Genomic DNA, 19,517 nt, shown 5'->3' on the forward strand with positions numbered 1-19,517 from the left:
TCGGAGAAAATATGTTAGAAATCAAAGAGCTTACGGGCGGCTATGTTAATATCCCGGTTTTAAAGGATGTCAGCTTTGAAGTGGGCAATGGCCAGCTGGTTGGTCTGATTGGTCTCAACGGTGCAGGCAAGTCCACGACTATCAATGAGATTATCGGTCTTCTGACCCCTTATAAGGGGCAAATTCAAATTGATGGACTGGAGCTGCGGACCAATCCCAGTGATTACCGCAAGAAGATCGGTTTTATTCCGGAAACGCCTAGTCTCTACGAAGAATTAACCCTGCGCGAGCACATTGAGACAGTAGCTATGGCATACGACATTGAGCAGGAGACGGCTTTTAAGCGCGTGGATAAGCTACTGGAAATGTTCCGACTCAAGGAAAAACTGGATTGGTTCCCTGTTCACTTTTCAAAAGGGATGAAGCAAAAAGTGATGATTATCTGTGCTTTTGTAGTTGATCCCAGCCTTTTTATTGTGGATGAGCCTTTTCTGGGTCTGGATCCGGTAGCTATTGCAGACCTTATCCAGCTCTTGGATGAGGAAAAGAAGAAGGGCAAGTCCATTCTGATGAGCACCCATGTCCTGGACTCTGCCGAGAAGATGTGCGATAGTTTTGTAATCTTGCACAAGGGTCAAGTGCGGGCCAAGGGCAGCTTGACTGAGTTGCGGGCCCAATTTCAAATGCCGGATGCTAGTCTGAATGACATCTATCTAGCCCTGACAGAAGAGGCTGCGCTATGAAAGAATTATTTGTCAAACGAAAGCAGGATTTTCGTCAGCAGTGTCTGAAGTACCTGCGCTATGTTTTTAATGACCATTTCGTGCTCTTTCTGTTGATTTTTATGGGATTTTTAGGTGTTCAGTACAGTCAGCTTTTGCGGCACTTTCCGACCAATCACCTCCCCATTATTGCTAGTCTGGTTATTCTATCGGTCTTTATCTTGCCTTTTGGACGGATTGCGACCTATCTGGAAAAGCCGGATGCTCTCTTTCTCTTGGTCAGAGAAGCAGAAGTCAGGGCTTTTATCAAGGCTCAGATTCTGCGTTCCTATCTCTTGTACGCAGTCTTACAGACTGGGCTATTGCTACTGTTAGCTCCGCTTTTTCTGGCTCTGGGATTGCCTATTTGGGGCTTCGGGCTCTACTGCATCTTTATGCTAGTTTTGAAATGGTTTTTGTTTCAGGCTAAGGCCAAGAAGTTCTTTACTCAAAATGGCTTAGATTGGCAGGCTCTGGTAGCTTATGAAGCAGCCCGAAAGCAGACGATTCTGCGCTTCTTTGCTCTATTTACAAATGTTAAAGGCATTTCAAACAGTGTCAAGCGCCGGGCCTATCTGGATGGTTTGACGAGACTTGTGGGCAAGCAGCATAGTAAGACCTGGCAGAATCTCTTTTTGCGCTCTTACTTGCGAAATGGAGACTTCTTTGCTCTGACCTTGAGACTGCTCTTTTTGGCTCTTTTGGCCTTGATTTTTGTCAGTCAAGCTTGGATTGCTGCAGCTTTTGCGATCTTGTTCAATTACCTCTTGCTCTTCCAATTGACAGCCTTGTACGAAGCTTTTGATTATCAGTTTTTGACCCAGCTTTTTCCGATAGAAAGAGGGGAAAAGCTGAAGGGAGCAAGACAAATTATCACATCTATTGGCAGCAGTGTCCTTTTAGCTGAAGTGATGACTGCTCTGCTATTTCTCCAAGACAAGACAGCAGTGCTGGCTATGCTGGGAGCAACTGCCCTACTCTATCTGTTCTATCTGCCGTTTAAGTTACGGAGATTGGTTGACTAAAAGAGGTAAAACTAGTAAAATGATAAAGAAACTTTTTACGGAGGGGAAACATGGACTTGGTTGATAACGAGCTGACCCTGACACCGATAGCTGGTAAGAGCGGAAAGGCCTATATGGGGACTTATCCGGACGGGGGGCGCGTTTTCGTCAAGATGAATACAACCCCTATCTTAGCAGGCTTAGCTCGAGAACAAATCGCACCGCAGCTTTTGTGGAGCCGCCGGATGCCGGACGGCAACGTAATGAGCGGGCAGGAGTGGCTTTCAGGCACTATTCTGACCCCAAATGATATGTCCAAAAAGCAGGTAATCAATATTTTGACTCGGCTGCATCGCTCGCGCCCATTGATGACGCAGCTGACCAAGCTGGGCTATACTTTGGAAACGCCAACTGATTTGCTGAATGCTTGGCTCAATCAAGTGCCGCTTGCTTTGAGAAATAATCAATATCTTCAATCTGTTATCCGCGACCTACGCCAGACTGTGCCGGCCTTTCGTGAGGATTATGCAACCATCGTTCACGGAGATGTGCGTCACAGCAATTGGGTAGAGACCGACAGCGGGCTTATTTACTTGGTGGATTGGGATTCTGTGCGCCTGACAGACAGGATGATGGATGTAGCACATATTTTGAGCCATTATGTGCCTGATTCAGGTTGGCAAGAGTGGCTGAGCGCATATGGCTATAAGTATAATCAGACTGTTTTCAATAAGCTATACTGGTTTGGTCAGTATTCTTATCTGATGCAGATTGCCAAATACTACGAAAACAATGATTTAGAAAATGTGAACCGGGAGATTTACGCATTACGAAACTTCCGTTCTAAATACGGAAGAGGACAATGAGAGTAAGGAATCGTAAGGGAGCGACGGAACTGCTGGAGGCGCATCCCCAGTATGTGATTTTGAATCCGGCAGACGCCAAGGGCAGATGGCAGGAGATTTTTGGCAACGACCATCCCATTCATGTAGAGGTTGGCAGCGGCAAAGGAGCTTTTGTATCCGGCATGGCCAAGGCCAATCCGGATATCAACTACATTGGGATTGATATTCAAAAATCGGTCCTCAGCTATGCCTTGGACAAGGTGCTGGCAACGGATGTGCCCAATATCAAGCTTCTCTGGGTGGACGGTTCGGATCTGACTGATTATTTTGAAGATGGCGAGATTGACCGCCTCTATCTGAACTTCTCGGATCCTTGGCCCAAGAAACGCCATGAAAAGCGCCGTCTGACCTATCAGTCCTTTCTGGCGACCTATCAGCAGATTTTGCCGGAAAATGGAGAAATCCACTTCAAAACGGACAACCGAGGTCTTTTTGAGTATAGCCTAGTAAGCTTTTCACAGTATGGTATGAAGTTAAAGGGTGTGTGGTTAGATTTGCATGCCAGCGACTTCGAGGATAATGTCCTGACTGAGTATGAGCAGAAATTTGCTAACAAGGGACAAGTTATCTACCGGGTGGAAGCAGCATTTGAATAAGAAAGAGTCTTTGAGGAAATACTCCTTGAAGACTTTTTATTGGGAAAGAATTTTGCTTAAAAATAAGATCGTTTTAAGTGGAATTCCGTCTTAACAAGCTTGAATGGCACATTTCCCTTGCATTCTGGGACTTGTCGTGCTATAATACTAATAATGAATAAGGAAAGAGAGGCGAGGAAGTATCTTCGCCTCTTATCTGTGAGGAGGTGTCGTCATATCGCAACGATTGTTGAATTGGTGAGGGAGGTTATTGAACCAGCCATTCTGCCCCCCTATGAATTAGTCGATATTGAGTACGGAAAGATGGGCGGAGACTACGTTCTCAGTGTCTTTGTAGATAAGCCTGAGGGCATTACGGTCAATGACACAGCGGATTTGACGGATATTATCAGTCCGATCTTGGATCAAATCAAGCCAGATCCCTTCCCGGAACAGTATTTTCTGGAAGTGACCAGTCCTGGCTTGGAGCGTCCGCTCAAGACCAAGGAACAGCTAGCTGATGCAGTCGGCAGTTATATCCATGTCAGTCTCTATAAGGCTGTTGACAAGCAGAAAGTCTTTGAAGGCACCTTGCTGAGTTTTGAAGAGGATGTTCTGCACATGGAATATCTGGACAAGACTCGCAGAAAAGAAGTCGAAATTCCCTACAGTCTGGTTTCCAAAGCCAGATTAGCCGTTAAGTTTTAGCCGCAGAAGCAATATAGAAAAGAAAGGAACACTTTTGTTTCGGCAAAAGTCACATGAAAATGAGTAAAGAAATGCTAGAGGCCTTCCGCATTTTGGAAGAAGACAAAGGAATCAAGAAAGAAGATATCATTGACGCAGTGACTGAGTCACTCCGCTCAGCCTATCGTCGTCGCTATGGTCAGGCAGACAGCGCAGCTATTGAGTTTGACGAAAAGTCAGGAGATTTCCGTGTCTATACTGTTCGCGAAGTCGTGGACGAGGTCTTTGACAGCCGTTTGGAAATCAGTCTCAAAGATGCCCTGGCTATTAGTTCAGCCTATGAGTTGGGAGACAAGATTAAGTTTGAAGAAGCGCCAGCTGAATTTGGCCGGGTCGCTGCTCAGTCTGCCAAGCAAACCATCATGGAAAAGATGCGCAAGCAGACCCGAGCAATCACCTACAATACCTATAAAGAGCATGAAAATGAAATCATGAGCGGGACGGTGGAGCGCTTTGACAATCGCTTTATCTATGTCAATCTTGGCAGCATTGAAGCGCAGCTATCGAAGCAAGATCAGATTCCTGGTGAGGTATTTGCCTCTCATGACCGTATCGAAGTCTTTGTTTACAAGGTAGAAGACAATCCTCGCGGTGTCAATGTCTTTGTCAGCCGCAGCCATCCAGAAATGATCAAGCGCTTGATGGAGCAGGAAATCCCTGAAGTCTATGACGGAACTGTGGAAATCATGAGCGTGTCGCGGGAAGCAGGCGATCGGACCAAGGTAGCGGTTCGCAGCCACAACCCTAATGTGGATGCCATCGGAACAATCGTCGGACGCGGTGGAGCCAATATCAAGAAAATTACGAGCAAGTTCCATCCTGCCAAATACGATCCGAAGAGTGGCCGTATGGTGCCGACTGAAGAAAATATCGACGTCATCGAGTGGGTAGCAGATCCAGCTGAATTTATCTACAACGCTATTGCTCCTGCAGAGGTTGACCAAGTTATCTTTAACCAAGAAGATAACAAGCGGGCTTTGGTTGTTGTACCGGACAACAAGCTTTCTCTGGCTATCGGCCGTCGCGGACAGAACGTACGCTTGGCAGCTCATTTGACAGGCTTTAGAATCGATATCAAGTCTGCCACAGAGTTTGAAGAAATGGAAGCAGCCAATGAACTGGGCGGATTTGCTCAGGAAGCTGAAGAAATCCTTGCGGATGCAGATGTCCTAGAGACAGAAGTTTCAGCAGCAGAAGCAACAGACTTTGACGCAGTAGCAGAGGAAACTGTACTAGAAACAGCTGGTTTAGAAAGCGAAGCTGAAGAACTAGATTAAGGGGGCTGGAATGGCAAAAACAAGAAAAATCCCTTTAAGAAAATCAGTGGTGTCCAACGAAGTGATTGACAAGCGTGATTTGCTGCGGATTGTCAAGAACAAGGAAGGTCAAGTCTTTATCGATCCGACAGGCAAGGCTAACGGCCGTGGAGCTTATATCAAGCTGGACAATCAGGAAGCCCTTCAGGCTAAGAAGAAGCGGGTCTTTAACCGCAGCTTCAGTATGGAAGTGGATGAGGCTTTCTATGATGAGTTAATCGCTTATGTCGATCATAAGGTCAAAAGAAGAGAGTTAGGTCTTGAATAAAGAGAAACTTGCAAATTTGCTGGGACTGGCTCAGCGGGCTGGCCGCATCATTTCTGGTGAGGAGCTGACCGTCAAAGCTATCCAGGAGGGAAAAGCACATCTGGTCTTTTTGGCCCAGGATGCAGCTCCTAATCTCAGCAAGAAAATCACTGATAAAAGTCGTTACTACCAAGTAGAAGTATCAACCGTGTTTTCAACACTGGAATTAAGCTCTGCCATTGGCAAGGCCAGAAAAGTGCTCGCTGTGACAGATGCTGGTTTTACAAAGAAAATGAGGTCTCTTATGTAATAGAAGAGGAGGACAAGATTTGTCTAAAGTAAGATTGTATGAAATCGCCAAAGAACTGGGAAAAGAAAGCAAGGAGGTAGTGGCTCGTGCTAAGGAGCTGGGATTGGATGTCAAGAGTCATTCATCCAGCGTAGAAGCTGACGCTAGTGAGCGAATCAAGTCCAGCTTTACGAAAAAAGCAGCCGCACCTCAAGCTACTGTAGAAAAGCCTGCAGCAACTCAGCCATCACCGCAAAAAACTCCTGCCAAAGAGGCAGCGCCAGTCAAGGCAGAACAGACAGAAGCAAAAGTAACTGCTAAGCCAGAAGCGAAAGTAGAAACAGCTGCGCCTGTCAAGCGCCCGCAAAGCCGGAACTTTAAGGCAGAGCGTGAAGCGAGAGCCAAAGAAGAGGCAGAGCGCCGTAAGCAGCAAGGCAACCGCAAACCACAAAATAAAGAGCAAGGCAAGCGTGAGGACCGCGATAATCGAAATAAGAATCGCGGAAACCGCAACGACCGAGATAGGGGCAATCGTCCAAATGACCGTCGTGATAATCGTGGTCAAGATGGCCGCCGCAATGGTCAGAATCATCAAGGATTTAACGGTCAAAACCGCCAACAGCCACAAGGACCGAAGATTGACTTTAAGGCTCGGGCAGCAGCTTTGAAAGCAGAGCAGAATGCTGAATACGCTCGTTCCAGCGAGGAACGCTTTAAGCAAGCACAAGAAGCTAAAGAAGTTATGGAACGGCAAAATCGCCGTAAGGAGCAGCCTAAGGCAGAAGCAAGTGCACCAGTTCAGCCTGCACCAGCTCCGTCTGCTCCAGCAGCGAATCCAAGCCCAGCGCCAGCCGCTGTGGATACGCGTCGTAAGAAGCAAGCTCGACCAGATAAGAAGCGCGATGATTTTGATCGCGAAGAAGAAGGTCCAAGAAAACAACAAAAGAATCGAAGCAGTCAAAATCAAGTGAGAAATCAAAGAAATAGTAATTGGAATAAAAACAAGAAAAATAAAAAAGGAAAGGGCAACAATAATCAGGCACCAAAACCTGTTACAGAACGTAAGTTCCATGAGTTGCCAACTGAATTTGAATATACAGACGGAATGACCGTTGCAGAAATTGCAAAACGGATCAAGCGCGAGCCAGCTGAAATTGTTAAGAAGCTCTTTATGATGGGCGTGATGGCAACGCAAAACCAATCTCTTGACGGGGATACTATTGAGCTCCTCATGGTGGACTACGGTATCGAAGCTAAGAAGAAGGTGGAAGTTGACACAGCTGACATTGAGCGCTTCTTCGTAGAAGAAGGTTATATCAACCAAGATGCCTTGGTTGAGCGTCCACCGGTTGTAACCATCATGGGACACGTTGACCATGGTAAAACAACCCTCTTGGATACCTTGCGTAACTCTCGCGTAGCTACAGGTGAAGCAGGTGGTATTACTCAGCACATCGGTGCTTACCAGATCGAGGAAAGTGGCAAGAAGATTACTTTCTTGGATACGCCTGGACACGCGGCCTTTACTTCTATGCGGGCCCGTGGTGCCTCTGTCACGGATATCACTATCCTGGTCGTAGCGGCTGATGACGGTGTTATGCCGCAAACGATTGAAGCTATCAACCACTCCAAGGCGGCTGATGTCCCAATCATCGTAGCCATCAACAAGATTGATAAGCCGGGAGCGAATCCTGAACGTGTGATTGGTGAATTGGCTGAGCATGGTGTCATGTCAACAGCTTGGGGCGGAGATTCTGAATTTGTTGAAATCTCAGCGAAATTCAATCAAAATATCGACAGCTTGTTGGAAACAGTCCTCTTGGTGGCTGAAATTCAAGAGCTCAAGGCAGATCCGACTGTTCGAGCGATTGGTACAGTCATTGAAGCCCGTTTGGATAAAGGAAAAGGTGCTGTCGCAACCCTTCTGGTTCAGCAGGGAACTCTGAATGTGCAGGATCCAATCGTTGTTGGTAATACCTTCGGTCGGGTTCGGGCTATGACCAATGACTTGGGCCGTCGTGTTAAGGTGGCAGGACCATCTACACCGGTTTCTATCACTGGTCTCAATGAAACTCCGATGGCTGGTGACCACTTTGCGGTTTATGAAGATGAAAAAGCTGCGCGTGCAGCTGGTGAAGAACGTGCCAAACGTGCCCTTCTCAAACAGCGTCAAGCTACTCACCGCGTTAGTCTGGAAAATCTCTTTGATACCCTCAAAGCTGGTGAAGTTAAGTCTGTTAATGTTATCATCAAGGCTGATGTGCAAGGTTCTGTAGAAGCCCTGTCTGCTTCTCTGCAGAAGATTGAAGTGGAAGGCGTTAAGATTACCATCGTCCACTCAGCGGTTGGTGCTATCAATGAATCTGACGTGACACTGGCGGAAGCTTCAAATGCCTTCATCATCGGATTTAACGTTCGTCCTACATCTCAAGCTCGCCAGCAGGCAGAAACTGATGATGTCGAAATCCGTCTCCACAGCATTATCTACAAGGTTATCGAAGAAATGGAAGATGCCATGAAGGGAATGCTGGACCCAGAATACGAAGAAAAAATCATCGGGGAAGCTCTTATCCGCGAGACCTTCAAGGTTTCCAAGGTTGGTACTATCGGTGGATTTATGGTTATCAACGGTAAAGTTACCCGTGATTCCAAGGTTCGCGTTATCCGTGATGGCGTCGTGATTTACGATGGTGAGCTTGCCAGCCTCAAGCACTTCAAGGATGATGTTAAGGAAGTTACTAACGGCCGCGAAGGTGGACTCATGATTGATGGCTACAATGACATCCAAGTAGATGACACGATTGAAGCCTATATCATGGAAGAAATTAAGAAATAAGATAAGAAGTAGGTGAAAAACTCGCAGTGAAATCATATTTGGTGGAAGTTGATACTTCTAGTTTCACATCTTTTTCACAAAGAGTTTAAAACGAATCTTACTCAACTAAAACAAAACATATAAGCTAGGCTAGGCCTAGCTTATATTGCAGAAAAGAAAAATTAGAAAGGAAATCTCATGGCAAATAATTTTCGTACAGACCGTGTGGGCATGGAAATCAAGCGCGAAGTCAATGAAATCTTGCAGAAGAAAGTTCGTGACCCGCGGGTGCAGGGAGTGACCATTACTGATGTCCAAATGCTGGGCGACCTATCCATGGCCAAGGTCTACTACACGATTATGAGCAATCTGGCCTCTGACAATCAAAAAGCTCAGACCGGTCTGGAAAAAGCGACCGGTACCATCAAGCGAGAGCTGGGCCACAATCTGAAGATGTACAAGATTCCAGATTTGACCTTTGTCAAGGACGAATCCATCGAGTATGGCAATAAGATCGACCAGATGCTGCGCGATTTAGATAAAAAGTAAAGCAGAAACTCAGCTGTCATGGCTGGGTTTTCTTGTTTTTTAATTTAATATAACAATTTTTCGCAAAAATAGGTATATACCATTTACAAATAAAAAAGAAAGAGTTATAATATAGTCAAGAAAACTCAGAGATTCAAAAGCGGGAGTTAGAAAATAGCTAGAGTAATAAGCTAGATTTATCACAGAATTCCGTTTTGAATGGCCGAGAATATAGAATTCAAGAACAAGGGAGGCAGTCTTATGCCTACATATATCAAAGCAGATCAATTTTTCTATCCTCAGGGAATCCGTCAGGGCGGTTATTTAGAGCTGATTGACGGCAAGTTTGGCAAGTTGGTGCAGTCTGTTCCGCAGGATGCAGAAGTCATAGACTACAGCGGCTACTCAATTGCACCAGGTCTGGTGGATACTCATATTCACGGCTTCGGCGGTGTTGATGTCATGGACAATAACATCGAAGGAACTCTTCATACCATGAGTGAGGGTCTCTTGACTACCGGTGTGACCAGCTTTTTACCAACAACCCTGACTTCATCCTATGAGCGCCTCTTAGCAGTCACTGAAAATATCGGTGCTCGCTATCAAGAAGCCAGCGGGGCCAAGATTCGCGGTCTCTATTTTGAAGGGCCTTACTTCACCGAGAAGTATAAGGGTGCCCAAAACCCTGCCTATATGAAAGATCCTAGCATGGATGAGTTTCGTGCTTGGCAGAAGGCCGCAAATGGCTTGCTCAATAAGATAGCTCTCGCGCCAGAACGTGATGGCGTAGAGGAATTTGTCCGCACGCTGACTGATGAAGGCGTGACCGTTGCTCTGGGGCATTCTAACGCAACCTTTGACCAAGCTAAGATGGCAGTAGAAGCTGGTGCTAGCGTCTGGGTGCATGCTTACAATGGTATGCGGGGCTTGACCCACCGGGAGCTGGGCATGGTTGGTGCCATGTATGAGTTGCCCCACACCTATGCAGAACTGATTTGTGACGGCCACCATGTGGACCCTAAGGCTTGTGACATCTTGCTCAAGCAGAAGGGACATGAAAATATTGCTCTCATTACTGACTGTATGACCGCAGGAGGTCTTGAAGATGGTGACTACATGCTGGGAGAATTTCCAGTGGTTGTGGCCGAAGGAACAGCTCGGCTCAAGTCAACGGGCAATCTAGCTGGCTCTATCCTCAAGCTCAAGGACGGATTGAAAAATGTGGTCAAATGGGGTATTGCCAATCCTCATCAGGCGGTTATGATGGCTAGCCTGATTCCAGCAAAATCAGTCCATATTGATGATGTCTGCGGACAGATCAAGGAAGGCTACGATGCTGACTTTATCGTTTTAGATAAAGATTTAGAGCTGGTAGCTACTTATCTTGATGGTCAAGAACGATTCCATGTATGAGAACCGCAGGTATTTTAAATTAGTCTCCTTATATTTTTCAGGAAGAGCAGGGAAACCTGTTCTTTTTGATTGGCGGACAACTTGATAGCCTTTGTCTAGATTTGAATTGCTTTCTTAGGCGTGATATAATGAGACTATAATGTGAACAGGAGTAGGCTATGAAACGAATTGATGCGAAATTTTTGATAATGGGGCTTGTTTTACTGCTGGCGGGACTGATCTTTGGGCGAATCTTAATCCTTGTCGCAGGAGTTGCTTTCATTATCTATAGCTTTTTCAGTAAAGGTATGGAGCCGACTAAGGAAAATATCTTTAAACCCAAGCCAATACTGAAGAAAAAGGAAAAGAAGTGAGCAGTTCTACTCTTGTGAACACTATAGCAGCTGCCTTGCTGAAGGCAGTAGATGGAACTTGTAAAGGAGACATGAGATGAGAGAATATCTTTTGAACAATGGTGTTGGCATTCCGGTGCTGGGCTTCGGTACTTGGAAGGCTCAGGATGGCGAAGAAGCTTATCAAGCAACATTAGCCGCTCTCAAGGCAGGCTATCGGCATATTGATACGGCAGCCATCTATAAGAACGAAGAGAGTGTCGGACGGGCAATCAAGGATAGCGGCATTCCGCGGGAGGAGCTCTTCATCACGACCAAGCTTTGGAATGACATTCATACTTATGAGGAGGCTCAAGAGGCTTTTGCGGCCTCAATGGAGCGGTTGGGACTGGACTATCTGGACCTCTACCTCATCCACTGGCCTAATCCCAAACCCCTGAGGGAAAACGATGCTTGGAAAAAGCGCAATGCCGAAGTCTGGCGGGCTATGGAAGATCTTTATAATCTCGGCAAGATTCGAGCGATTGGCGTCAGCAATTTCTTGCCTCATCACTTAGAAGCCTTGCTTGAAACAGTGCGCATGACTCCTGCTGTCAATCAAATCCGCCTGGCTCCAGGTGTCTATCAGACAGAGGCGGTGAACTTCTGCCGTGAGCATGAGATTTTACTGGAAGCTTGGGGACCATTTGGCCAAGGTGAGCTCTTCCAAAATCCAGCTGTGCAGGCTGTGGCAGACAAGTATGGCAAGACCATTGCCCAAATCGCTCTAGCTTGGAGCTTGCAGGAAGGCTTCCTGCCCCTGCCTAAGTCGGTCACTCCGAGCCGGATTGCCAGCAATCTAGACTGCTTTGACATCGAGCTAGATGCTGCTGATATGGAACTTCTGAAGAGTTTATCAGTTGAATCTGGGGCACCAGATCCGGATGGGATGGATTTTTAGGATAATGTTGGAAATAGATAGTAACCTCTTGGTCTATTGAGTGCAAGAGGTTTTTGGTATTTTTGAAATGTTAAGTTTTTATTAGCATCTAAGTGTTATAAAAATAATAATTATAACTGTAATGATTTTATATGACAAGATTTAATTCAGTTTAATTTACGATTGATTAAATTAATAAATTCTGTTTTCATATTTAAAATTGAGTTTTAGAAGATTAATCTATTTTAAACTGTTAAAGAAATTTTAAAAATGCTATAATTTCTGGTATGTTGAGGAAATTTTTTCAAAAACTCTAGGAGATACTAATAATGGATGAATTAATTAACAAAATCAATAAATTTAGAGACGATCGAGATTGGCGTAAATTTCATAATGAAAAAGATTTGGCTATATCTATTTTACTAGAGGCAAGTGAACTTTTGGAACTATTTCAGTGGAAGCAGTCTGAGGAAGTCACCAGTAAATCATTGGAAAGGATTAAAGAGGAACTAGCTGATGTTTTAATTTATAGTTTTATGTTGGCTGATAATTTACAACTTGATGTAAATAAGATTATTGAGGATAAACTTATTTCTAATAACATGAAGTATCCAGTTAACCTGAGTAAAGGTAATAACAAAAAATACACTGATTTGGAGAAATAATGGTAAAAATACAGAGTCCAATTGTAAGAGAAATAGAGTATGCAAGCAACTCACTGGTGAAACTTAAAAATCAACTTAGTCTTAGTAAAAATAAAAATGATTTTAAATTTTTATTTGATTATCCGGTAGTTTATATTGTTAACGATGAGAAGAAAAATCAATTTAGTGTATACATAGGAGAAACAACTGATATAATTCGGCGAACTAGTCAACACTTAATTGACGATATAAAAAAAGAGAATAGAGRTGATTGGAGAGATTTTGCAACATCTTCGACAACGAAGATGTTTGTAATTGGTCACAATCATTTTAATAAGTCGTTAACTCTAGACATAGAAAATCGTTTAATGCTTTATTTATCAAGTGTCGACAATGTTACCAGAGTACAAAATAGAAGAGGAAATCCTCAAAATGAATATTATAYATCCGATGAACTTGATGATATTTTTACTAAAATTTGGCGATCTTTAAATAGAAAAAATGAATACCTGTTTCCAGCTGAAAGTATAGTTAGGAATTCTGCAATATTTAAATCTTCTCCTTTTCATAAATTAACTCAGGAGCAAGTAAAAGCAAAAGATAAGATTATTTTTAAAATTACCTCTGCACTTGGTAGTGAAGATCACGGAACATTGATTTTAGTAAAAGGTGAAGCTGGAGCAGGTAAAACTGTTTTGATGAGTTCTTTGGTAGATGATTTATTAAATTCTGATGATACAAAGTTTATTAGAGAGCATAATTCTATAAATTTGATTGTAAACCATGAGGATCAGTYGAGTGTGTATAAAGAAATTGAGAAAAAACTTGACTGGAATAGTGGCTCCAAACTTGAGGTTGCGATGAAACCTACTCAATTTTTAAATAGACTCAGAAAAGAAAGAATTGATGCAGGTATAGTTATTGTTGATGAAGGACATTTGCTTTTGACTTCAAAAAATCAAGCGTATCATGGGGGAAATCATTTAAAAGATTTATTGGAAAAATCTAAAGTAGTAGTTCTAGTGTATGATGAAAATCAAATAATGAATAAATCACAAGTGTGGATTGATGATTCATTCGCAACATTACAATTAGAAGCTATACAAAATGATAATTATATCGAGTTGAATAATCAAATGAGAATCAAAGCTAGTGAAAGTACTATAAAATGGATTAGAGATAWCATTGATAATAGGGTCCTTGGTAAACTAACAAAAGATTCTGGATATGAGATTAAAATTTTTGATTCGGCAAAAGAACTCCAGGATGCAATCAAATTTAAAGATGAAAATCAAAATTTGGGTATTTCAAGATTGATTGCTACCTATGATTGGGACTATAGTAGTCAATCAAAACCCGGAAATAAAGAATTTTGGTGTGTAGAAATTAATGGTTGGTCTTGTCCTTGGAATAGGGAATTACCTAGAGATAAAAAATACTCAAAATTATCTTGGATAGAACAGCCGCAAACAATTGATGAAATAGGCTCTACTTTTACAGTTCAGGGATTTGACTTAAATTATGCAGGTGTTATTATTGGACCTTCTGTAAAATATCGGAATGGCAAAGTTATTTATGATATTTCTGAAAGTAAAAATAAGGGCGCTGTTCAAAATCGTAAACTAGAGAATGGCGAAAAAGTAAATTATGGTGAAAGACTGTTGCGAAATGAATTAAATGTTTTGTTGWCTAGAGGTGTAAATGGTTTATATATTTATGCTGTTGATGAAGCATTAAATAATGCTCTAAAGAACTCCGTAAAATAAAAAAACAAAAAATTATTATACCTTTGATTAAATATCTTCTTTAATACCAGCATTCCAACGACTGTCATCATTCTCAAGAAAGACCGGACGAACCGCGATGTTTTCTTCATTGATGCGTCTAGGGAGTTTGACAAGGGTAAGAACCAGAATATCATGACGGATGCTCATATTGATAATATTTTGGAAGCCTATAAGTCTCGTGAGGAGATAGATAAGTTTGCCCACCTGGCAAGTTATGAGGAAATCGTCGAAAATGACTATAATCTCAATATTCCTCGCTACGTAGATACTTTTGAGGAAGAAGAAGTCGAGCCATTGACTGAGATTGTGACTAAGATTAATCGTACTAATAAGGAGATTGCCAGCAAAACAGCTGAACTTGTAAACATGCTGGGCCAGCTCACAGGCACAACGTCTGAAGCTCAGGAAGAACTAGAGAAGTTTTTGGCTGAATTTGAGAAATAATATCTAAAGAAATATCCTACCACAAACCAATCAAACTGGTGCATTCTGCGCTAGTTCTGATTGGTTTTTCTTATTTCCGGATTTTAAACTGTATTTATTCTGTATTTCAAATAAATAGAGACTTGAAACTTTATTATATAGCTATTTTTTATTATAACGTTCGTTTTTATTACGTTTTTGTTACATTTGTTAGGAGTGTATGAATTGTCAGAAAATTTTTATTATAATATGGTTTATAAATAAAGTAAGGAGACTTCTATGCAAAGACAACGTTTTTCACTCCGTAAATACAAGTTCGGTTTGGCTTCTATTCTGCTGGGGACTGCTCTGGTTTTTGGTGCTGGACAGGCTCGGGCAGATGAGCAGGCAACAGCTAGTTCGTCAGGGCAAGGTCAGCCGATTGCCGCTGTGGTATCAGCGACTGAGTCTGCTTCTCAATCATCTACACCTGAGAGTCAGCCAGCAACTCAAGCACCTGTGGAGAAAGCAGCACCAGCTTCTTCTGAATCGGCTGCTTCAAGTACAGAGCAGGCAAGCCAGCCTTCTACGGCAGAGGCTAAGGAAGCAGCTGCAGCTCCTGTAGAGAAAGGAGCGCCTTCTTCATCCGAACAGGCTTCTTCAAGTGCTGAGAAGGTAACTCAGCCATCTACCACAGAGACCAAGCCAACAGCTCCAGCTAGTCCGACAGCAGAGTCTCCGTCAGCCGCAGATTCAGAAAAGCCTGCTGCTAATCCTGATGCAGTAGCAGAGTCACCAACTTCTCGCGATGCTAAGCCAAGCAGCATCAGTACCAATGAGATTATTAAGGTTCCTCAAACCTGGTCTCAAGGCTACAAAGGTCAAGGCCGTGTGGTAGCCATTATCGACTCAGGTCTGTATGTCCATCACGAGGTTCTGAAGATTTCTGATCCGTCAAAGGCCAAGTATCAGACAGAGGCGGCTTTGGAAGAGGCTAAGAAAAAGGCCGGTATTGACTACGGGAAATGGTACAACAACAAGGTTGTCTATGCCTATAACTATATCGACGGTGATGACAATGTCAAGGAAAAGAACAGTTACTCACATGGTATGCACGTCACAGGGATTACAGCGGGAAATCCCAACAAGAAAGCTCCTAATGACGAGTATGTCTATGGTGTTGCGCCAGAAGCACAAGTTATGTTTATGAGGGTTTTCTCAGACCGTCAACGCACAACCAGCGACGCTATCTATATCAAAGCTATTGATGATGCAGTAGCTTTGGGAGCTGATACCATCAATATGAGTCTGGGCTCAGCAACAGGTTCAACGGTTGATGTCAGCCCTAGTCTGCAGGCCGCTATTGAGCGCGCTCGGGCTAAGGGAGTGAGTGTGATCATTGCGGCGGGTAATGACAACACCTTCGGAAGTGAATACTCTAAACCGCTGGTTGAAAATCCAGACTATGGTCTGGTTGGCAGTCCTTCAACAGCAGAAAGCTCTATCTCAGTCGCTTCTGTCAATAACACTGTTCTGACAGAGGAAGTCATGGAAGTTCGTGGTCTGGAAAAGAACGATAAGCTTTTGAACGGTCATTTCAGCTACTCCATGGGCGAGACAAATGCAACCTTTGAAAAGGGCAAAGAATATGAGTATGTCCATGTTGGTCTTGGCCGTGAAGAAGACTTTGCTGGTAAAGATTTGACAGGTAAGCTGGCTCTTATCCAGCGTGGTTCCTTTACCTTTGCTGAAAAGGTTAGAAATGCCATCAGCCATGGTGCTATTGGTGCTCTGATCTACAATAATGTTGACGGAGCTAACCTGACTATGAGCCTGGACAGTGAATCTAAAAAGGTTCCGTCAGCCTTTATCAGTAAGGAATATGGAGAGGCTTTAGCAGCTGGTAATTACAAGGCGGTCTTTAATGGTCTTAAGGTCAATCGGCCGCATCCAGGAGCAGGTAGTCTGTCTGACTTCTCTAGTTGGGGTGTAACGACAGATGGTTTGCTCAAGCCAGATGTGACAGCGCCAGGTGGCGATATTTACTCTTCGCTTAATGACAATACCTATGGCTCTATGAAGGGAACCAGTATGGCTACGCCTCATGTGGCTGGTGTAGCGGCCCTGGTCAAGGAATATCTGCTTCAGCACTATCCAGATTTAACACCTGCCCAGAATGCCGATTTGGTCAAAGCCCTCATCATGTCAACAGCTAAGCTGCACGTCAACAAAGAAACTGGTGTCTACACCTCTCCGCGTCAGCAGGGTGCTGGTATCGTGGATACGGCAGCGGCTATTTCTACTGGCCTCTATGTGACAGGAGATAACCAATATCCTAGTGTTTCCTTGGGCAATGTCCAAGACAGTTTCACTTTTGATGTTACGGTTCATAATATCACTGATAAGGACCGGACGCTGAAGATGATTGTCAATACCAATACGGATGCGGTTAAGGATGGCTACTTTACTCTGACACCTCGCAAATTAACTGAAACAGTCTGGCCAGAAGTTACTGTCAAGGCTCACAGCAGCCAGAAAGTGACGGTCAAGGTAAATACTGCTAAGTTTGCGGAAGAGTTGATCAAGCAGATGCCGAATGGCTATTTCCTAGAAGGCTTTGTCCGCTTTGTTGATCCAGCGGATGACGGCGATGTGGTTAGTCTGCCATTCATGGGCTTCCGCGGGCAATTCCAAGATCTGCCAGCTGTAGAAAGACCAATCTATGATCTAGTCCAAGAAGGTAAGTCAGGCTTCTATTACCCAGTACCAGAGGACAAGAGTATCCTGTCTGATGACAATGTCTCTTCCCTTGTGACAGAGTCAAATGATACACTCTACTCTACCGGTCGAACAGCTGCTCGCAGCTCAATTGTACTGGGAACTGCAGAAAATGCGGATGGTAAGCATGTGCTGCAGCTGGGAGCGGATGGCAAGATTCGTCTGGCCTTCTCACCTAATGGTGATGGCAATCAGGACAGCATCCAGTATCGGACAGTTCTCTATCGCAATATCAATAATCTGACAGCTAGTGTCTATACGGCAGATGATACGGACTATCGCTTCCCAATCTGGCAGAGCAGCACGATTAGAGAAGGCCGCAAGAACTATTATAGTGGTCAGTCAGACAATCCTAAGTCCTACCTACTAGAAGATACATACTGGGATGGTCGTGACAGCAAGGGTGATAAGTTGGAGGACGGCCTCTATACCTATGTGGTTCGCTATACGCCAGATGTACCAGGTGCTAAAGAGCAGCAGATTAGCTTTAAGCTGCAGATTGATACGCAGAAGCCTTTGATTAGTTCAGGCTATATAAGTACCAAGGATGGTGCGGAAACCTTTACGGCTCGTAAGCCAAAAGATGTCGGCAACGGCGGTATTTTGAGAGAACAGGTCTTCTATCTGCAAGCAGATGAAAAAGGGAAAGAGACCTATAAAGCCGTGGATGATTTTGGCATTGAGCGTGATTACGAGCGTCGAGTTTACATCTCAGCCAATGCAGATGGCAGCTACACCTTGCCAAAAGGAGTGGACAAGTCTAAGATTTTCTATGTGGTAGAGGACTATGCAGGCAACCGTGATGCCATAGCTCTGTCAGAGCTGGTCAGTGCTGAAAATGATGGTCGTATCCGTGTCGCTCTGGTAGATGCTAATACGCATCAAGATGTATCGTCGACCTTTGTCTATCGGATCAAGGATAGCAAGGGCAAGTATGTCGAACTGGACAAGGGCAAGAAAATCAACGCTCTGCCATTTGGCCGCTATACAGCAGAGATCTTTACTTATGATAAGGATGGGCTTCGTTTCTACAGCGATCTGACTCAGGAGTTTGAGCTGACAGCCCAAGATAGCTTTAAGACGATTGAGTTTCTAGTCAAGAAGCTAGTCTTTGCACCAGTCAGCGTTGCCTTTGATCAAGCTGTTCCGAAGAATACCCAAGTGGTTCTCAAGAATAATAATGGCGATGCTTATACGCTTCCAGCAGAACTGTTTGGCAAGCATGCTTTCGGAAGATCCGTAGCGGCTGGATTCTACTCTGTCTTTGTCAACCTCCCGACGGGCTATGAGCTCTGGGAAAATGAGCCGACTGTTGAGGTCAAAGAAGGTAAGAATAATCTGCTGAAGCTGGGAGTTATCGTCAAGTCGGGCTTGCTGGCAGCTGTTAATCAGCAGTCTAGTCTGGTCGGCACTGCTCAGTATTACAATGCTTCTGCAGCGAAGCGCACAGCCTACGACCAAGCATATCAAGCAGCCAAGGAAGCTTTGACAAGCAAACTGACCCAAACGCAAGTCGATGCCGTAAGAGCAAAACTAGAAACAGCATCTGCTGATCTAGACGGCAAGGACTCTGATATTGCTGCGGTTAAAGCGGCAGTAGAGGCTTATGCAGCTACTACTAAGACAGGGGCTTATGCCAATGCTAAGGATAGGACTCGCCGTGCTTATGACAAGGCATTCCAAGCAGTTGCTCTGCTCTTGGTGCAGGACAAGGTGACCCAGGAGCAAATAGATACAGCCCTAGCTCAGCTGACTACTGCAGAGAAGAAGCTGGATGGCAAGGCGACTAACTTTACTAATCTCAAGAAGCTAGTCGATGATGAGGTGCATTACCAAGCTATCAGCAATAAGTTTATCTATGCGACTGACGCGGTGAAGTCGGCTTATCTAGAAGCTTATGCACAGGCTAAGGAAGTTTTGGCTAATCCAGGTGCCAGTCAGGAAGATGTCAAAGAAGCCATTGCCAACCTCAGAGTAGCCAAGAGAAAACTTGATGGCAGAAAGCCAAGAGTAGTCAGACCGAAAAAACCTAAACAAGTTTAATTGGTTTTCAAT

Annotated in this window: 16 protein-coding genes and 1 pseudogene; all 17 read left to right on the forward strand. The window is 44.1% G+C overall.

Annotated elements, in window-relative coordinates; genetic code table 11:
- Positions 1–11 precede the first annotated feature (11 nt).
- The 17 genes and pseudogenes from K4H96_RS09465 (at position 12) to K4H96_RS09545 (ending at position 19,505) form a co-directional block, all read left to right on the forward strand.
- Positions 12–743, forward strand: coding sequence for an ABC transporter ATP-binding protein (locus K4H96_RS09465; protein ID WP_032911853.1), 732 nt, complete (start codon positions 12–14; stop codon positions 741–743).
- Positions 740–1,786 (forward strand): ABC transporter permease, encoded by a 1,047-nt coding sequence (locus K4H96_RS09470; protein ID WP_223338022.1) that lies wholly within the window; start codon positions 740–742, stop codon positions 1,784–1,786. Before K4H96_RS09465 ends, K4H96_RS09470 begins: the two co-directional genes overlap by 4 nt.
- A gap of 50 nt (positions 1,787–1,836) precedes the next feature.
- Positions 1,837–2,631, forward strand: a complete 795-nt coding sequence (ccrZ, locus tag K4H96_RS09475; RefSeq protein ID WP_002893562.1) for a cell cycle regulator CcrZ — start codon at positions 1,837–1,839, stop codon at positions 2,629–2,631.
- Complete coding sequence (trmB, locus tag K4H96_RS09480) at positions 2,628–3,266, forward strand: tRNA (guanosine(46)-N7)-methyltransferase TrmB (RefSeq protein ID WP_002911262.1); 639 nt, start codon at positions 2,628–2,630, stop codon at positions 3,264–3,266. Before ccrZ ends, trmB begins: the two co-directional genes overlap by 4 nt.
- A 198-nt stretch (positions 3,267–3,464) precedes the next feature.
- On the forward strand, positions 3,465–3,953 hold the full coding sequence (rimP, locus tag K4H96_RS09485; RefSeq protein WP_314581574.1) for a ribosome maturation factor RimP: 489 nt from the start codon (positions 3,465–3,467) through the stop codon (positions 3,951–3,953).
- Positions 3,954–4,012: 59 nt separating this feature from the next.
- On the forward strand, positions 4,013–5,269 hold the full coding sequence (gene nusA, locus K4H96_RS09490) for a transcription termination factor NusA (RefSeq protein WP_173332619.1): 1,257 nt from the start codon (positions 4,013–4,015) through the stop codon (positions 5,267–5,269).
- A gap of 10 nt (positions 5,270–5,279) precedes the next feature.
- Positions 5,280–5,576, forward strand: coding sequence for an RNase P modulator RnpM (gene rnpM / locus K4H96_RS09495; RefSeq protein WP_002893558.1), 297 nt, complete (start codon positions 5,280–5,282; stop codon positions 5,574–5,576).
- Positions 5,569–5,865 (forward strand): YlxQ-related RNA-binding protein, encoded by a 297-nt coding sequence (locus tag K4H96_RS09500; protein WP_002893557.1) that lies wholly within the window; start codon positions 5,569–5,571, stop codon positions 5,863–5,865. The genes rnpM and K4H96_RS09500 overlap by 8 nt, the downstream gene beginning before the upstream one ends.
- Before the next feature lie 19 nt (positions 5,866–5,884).
- Positions 5,885–8,680 (forward strand): translation initiation factor IF-2, encoded by a 2,796-nt coding sequence (gene infB, locus K4H96_RS09505; RefSeq protein WP_223338024.1) that lies wholly within the window; start codon positions 5,885–5,887, stop codon positions 8,678–8,680.
- A 177-nt stretch (positions 8,681–8,857) separates the two neighbouring features.
- On the forward strand, positions 8,858–9,208 hold the full coding sequence (gene rbfA, locus K4H96_RS09510) for a 30S ribosome-binding factor RbfA (RefSeq protein WP_002908941.1): 351 nt from the start codon (positions 8,858–8,860) through the stop codon (positions 9,206–9,208).
- Positions 9,209–9,448: 240 nt separating this feature from the next.
- Positions 9,449–10,600: an N-acetylglucosamine-6-phosphate deacetylase gene (gene nagA / locus K4H96_RS09515; protein ID WP_223338025.1), complete on the forward strand. Its 1,152-nt coding sequence runs from the start codon at positions 9,449–9,451 to the stop codon at positions 10,598–10,600.
- A 158-nt stretch (positions 10,601–10,758) separates the two neighbouring features.
- Positions 10,759–10,953, forward strand: a complete 195-nt coding sequence (locus tag K4H96_RS09520; protein ID WP_002903311.1) for a hypothetical protein — start codon at positions 10,759–10,761, stop codon at positions 10,951–10,953.
- A 76-nt stretch (positions 10,954–11,029) separates the two neighbouring features.
- Complete coding sequence (locus K4H96_RS09525) at positions 11,030–11,872, forward strand: aldo/keto reductase (protein ID WP_223338026.1); 843 nt, start codon at positions 11,030–11,032, stop codon at positions 11,870–11,872.
- Positions 11,873–12,180: 308 nt separating this feature from the next.
- The gene (locus K4H96_RS09530) at positions 12,181–12,516 is read left to right on the forward strand and encodes a MazG-like family protein (RefSeq protein ID WP_223338027.1); all 336 of its coding nucleotides are present in this window, start codon (positions 12,181–12,183) and stop codon (positions 12,514–12,516) included.
- Positions 12,516–14,261, forward strand: coding sequence for a DUF2075 domain-containing protein (locus K4H96_RS09535; RefSeq protein WP_227956487.1), 1,746 nt, complete (start codon positions 12,516–12,518; stop codon positions 14,259–14,261). The genes K4H96_RS09530 and K4H96_RS09535 overlap by 1 nt, the downstream gene beginning before the upstream one ends.
- A 30-nt stretch (positions 14,262–14,291) precedes the next feature.
- Positions 14,292–14,726: pseudogene (locus K4H96_RS09540) on the forward strand (N-6 DNA methylase); the annotation flags it as partial.
- A gap of 258 nt (positions 14,727–14,984) precedes the next feature.
- A complete protein-coding gene (locus K4H96_RS09545; protein ID WP_223338029.1) occupies positions 14,985–19,505 on the forward strand; it encodes a S8 family serine peptidase in 4,521 nt (1,506 codons plus the stop codon).
- The last annotated feature ends 12 nt before the right edge of the window (positions 19,506–19,517 follow it).

Source organism: Streptococcus sanguinis (genome assembly GCF_020729765.1).
Taxonomy (GTDB): Bacteria; Bacillota; Bacilli; order Lactobacillales; family Streptococcaceae; genus Streptococcus; species Streptococcus sanguinis_Q.

Bases quoted from the DNA above. Each gene is read 5' to 3' on its own strand.
- K4H96_RS09465 (WP_032911853.1), top strand. From the start codon at position 12: ATGTTAGAAATCAAAGAGCTTACGGGCGGCTATGTTAATATCCCGGTT.
- K4H96_RS09470 (WP_223338022.1), top strand. From the start codon at position 740: ATGAAAGAATTATTTGTCAAACGAAAGCAGGATTTTCGTCAGCAGTGT.
- ccrZ (WP_002893562.1), top strand. From the start codon at position 1,837: ATGGACTTGGTTGATAACGAGCTGACCCTGACACCGATAGCTGGTAAG.
- trmB (WP_002911262.1), top strand. From the start codon at position 2,628: ATGAGAGTAAGGAATCGTAAGGGAGCGACGGAACTGCTGGAGGCGCAT.
- nusA (WP_173332619.1), top strand. From the start codon at position 4,013: ATGAGTAAAGAAATGCTAGAGGCCTTCCGCATTTTGGAAGAAGACAAA.
- rnpM (WP_002893558.1), top strand. From the start codon at position 5,280: ATGGCAAAAACAAGAAAAATCCCTTTAAGAAAATCAGTGGTGTCCAAC.
- rbfA (WP_002908941.1), top strand. From the start codon at position 8,858: ATGGCAAATAATTTTCGTACAGACCGTGTGGGCATGGAAATCAAGCGC.
- nagA (WP_223338025.1), top strand. From the start codon at position 9,449: ATGCCTACATATATCAAAGCAGATCAATTTTTCTATCCTCAGGGAATC.
- K4H96_RS09520 (WP_002903311.1), top strand. From the start codon at position 10,759: ATGAAACGAATTGATGCGAAATTTTTGATAATGGGGCTTGTTTTACTG.
- K4H96_RS09525 (WP_223338026.1), top strand. From the start codon at position 11,030: ATGAGAGAATATCTTTTGAACAATGGTGTTGGCATTCCGGTGCTGGGC.
- K4H96_RS09530 (WP_223338027.1), top strand. From the start codon at position 12,181: ATGGATGAATTAATTAACAAAATCAATAAATTTAGAGACGATCGAGAT.
- K4H96_RS09545 (WP_223338029.1), top strand. From the start codon at position 14,985: ATGCAAAGACAACGTTTTTCACTCCGTAAATACAAGTTCGGTTTGGCT.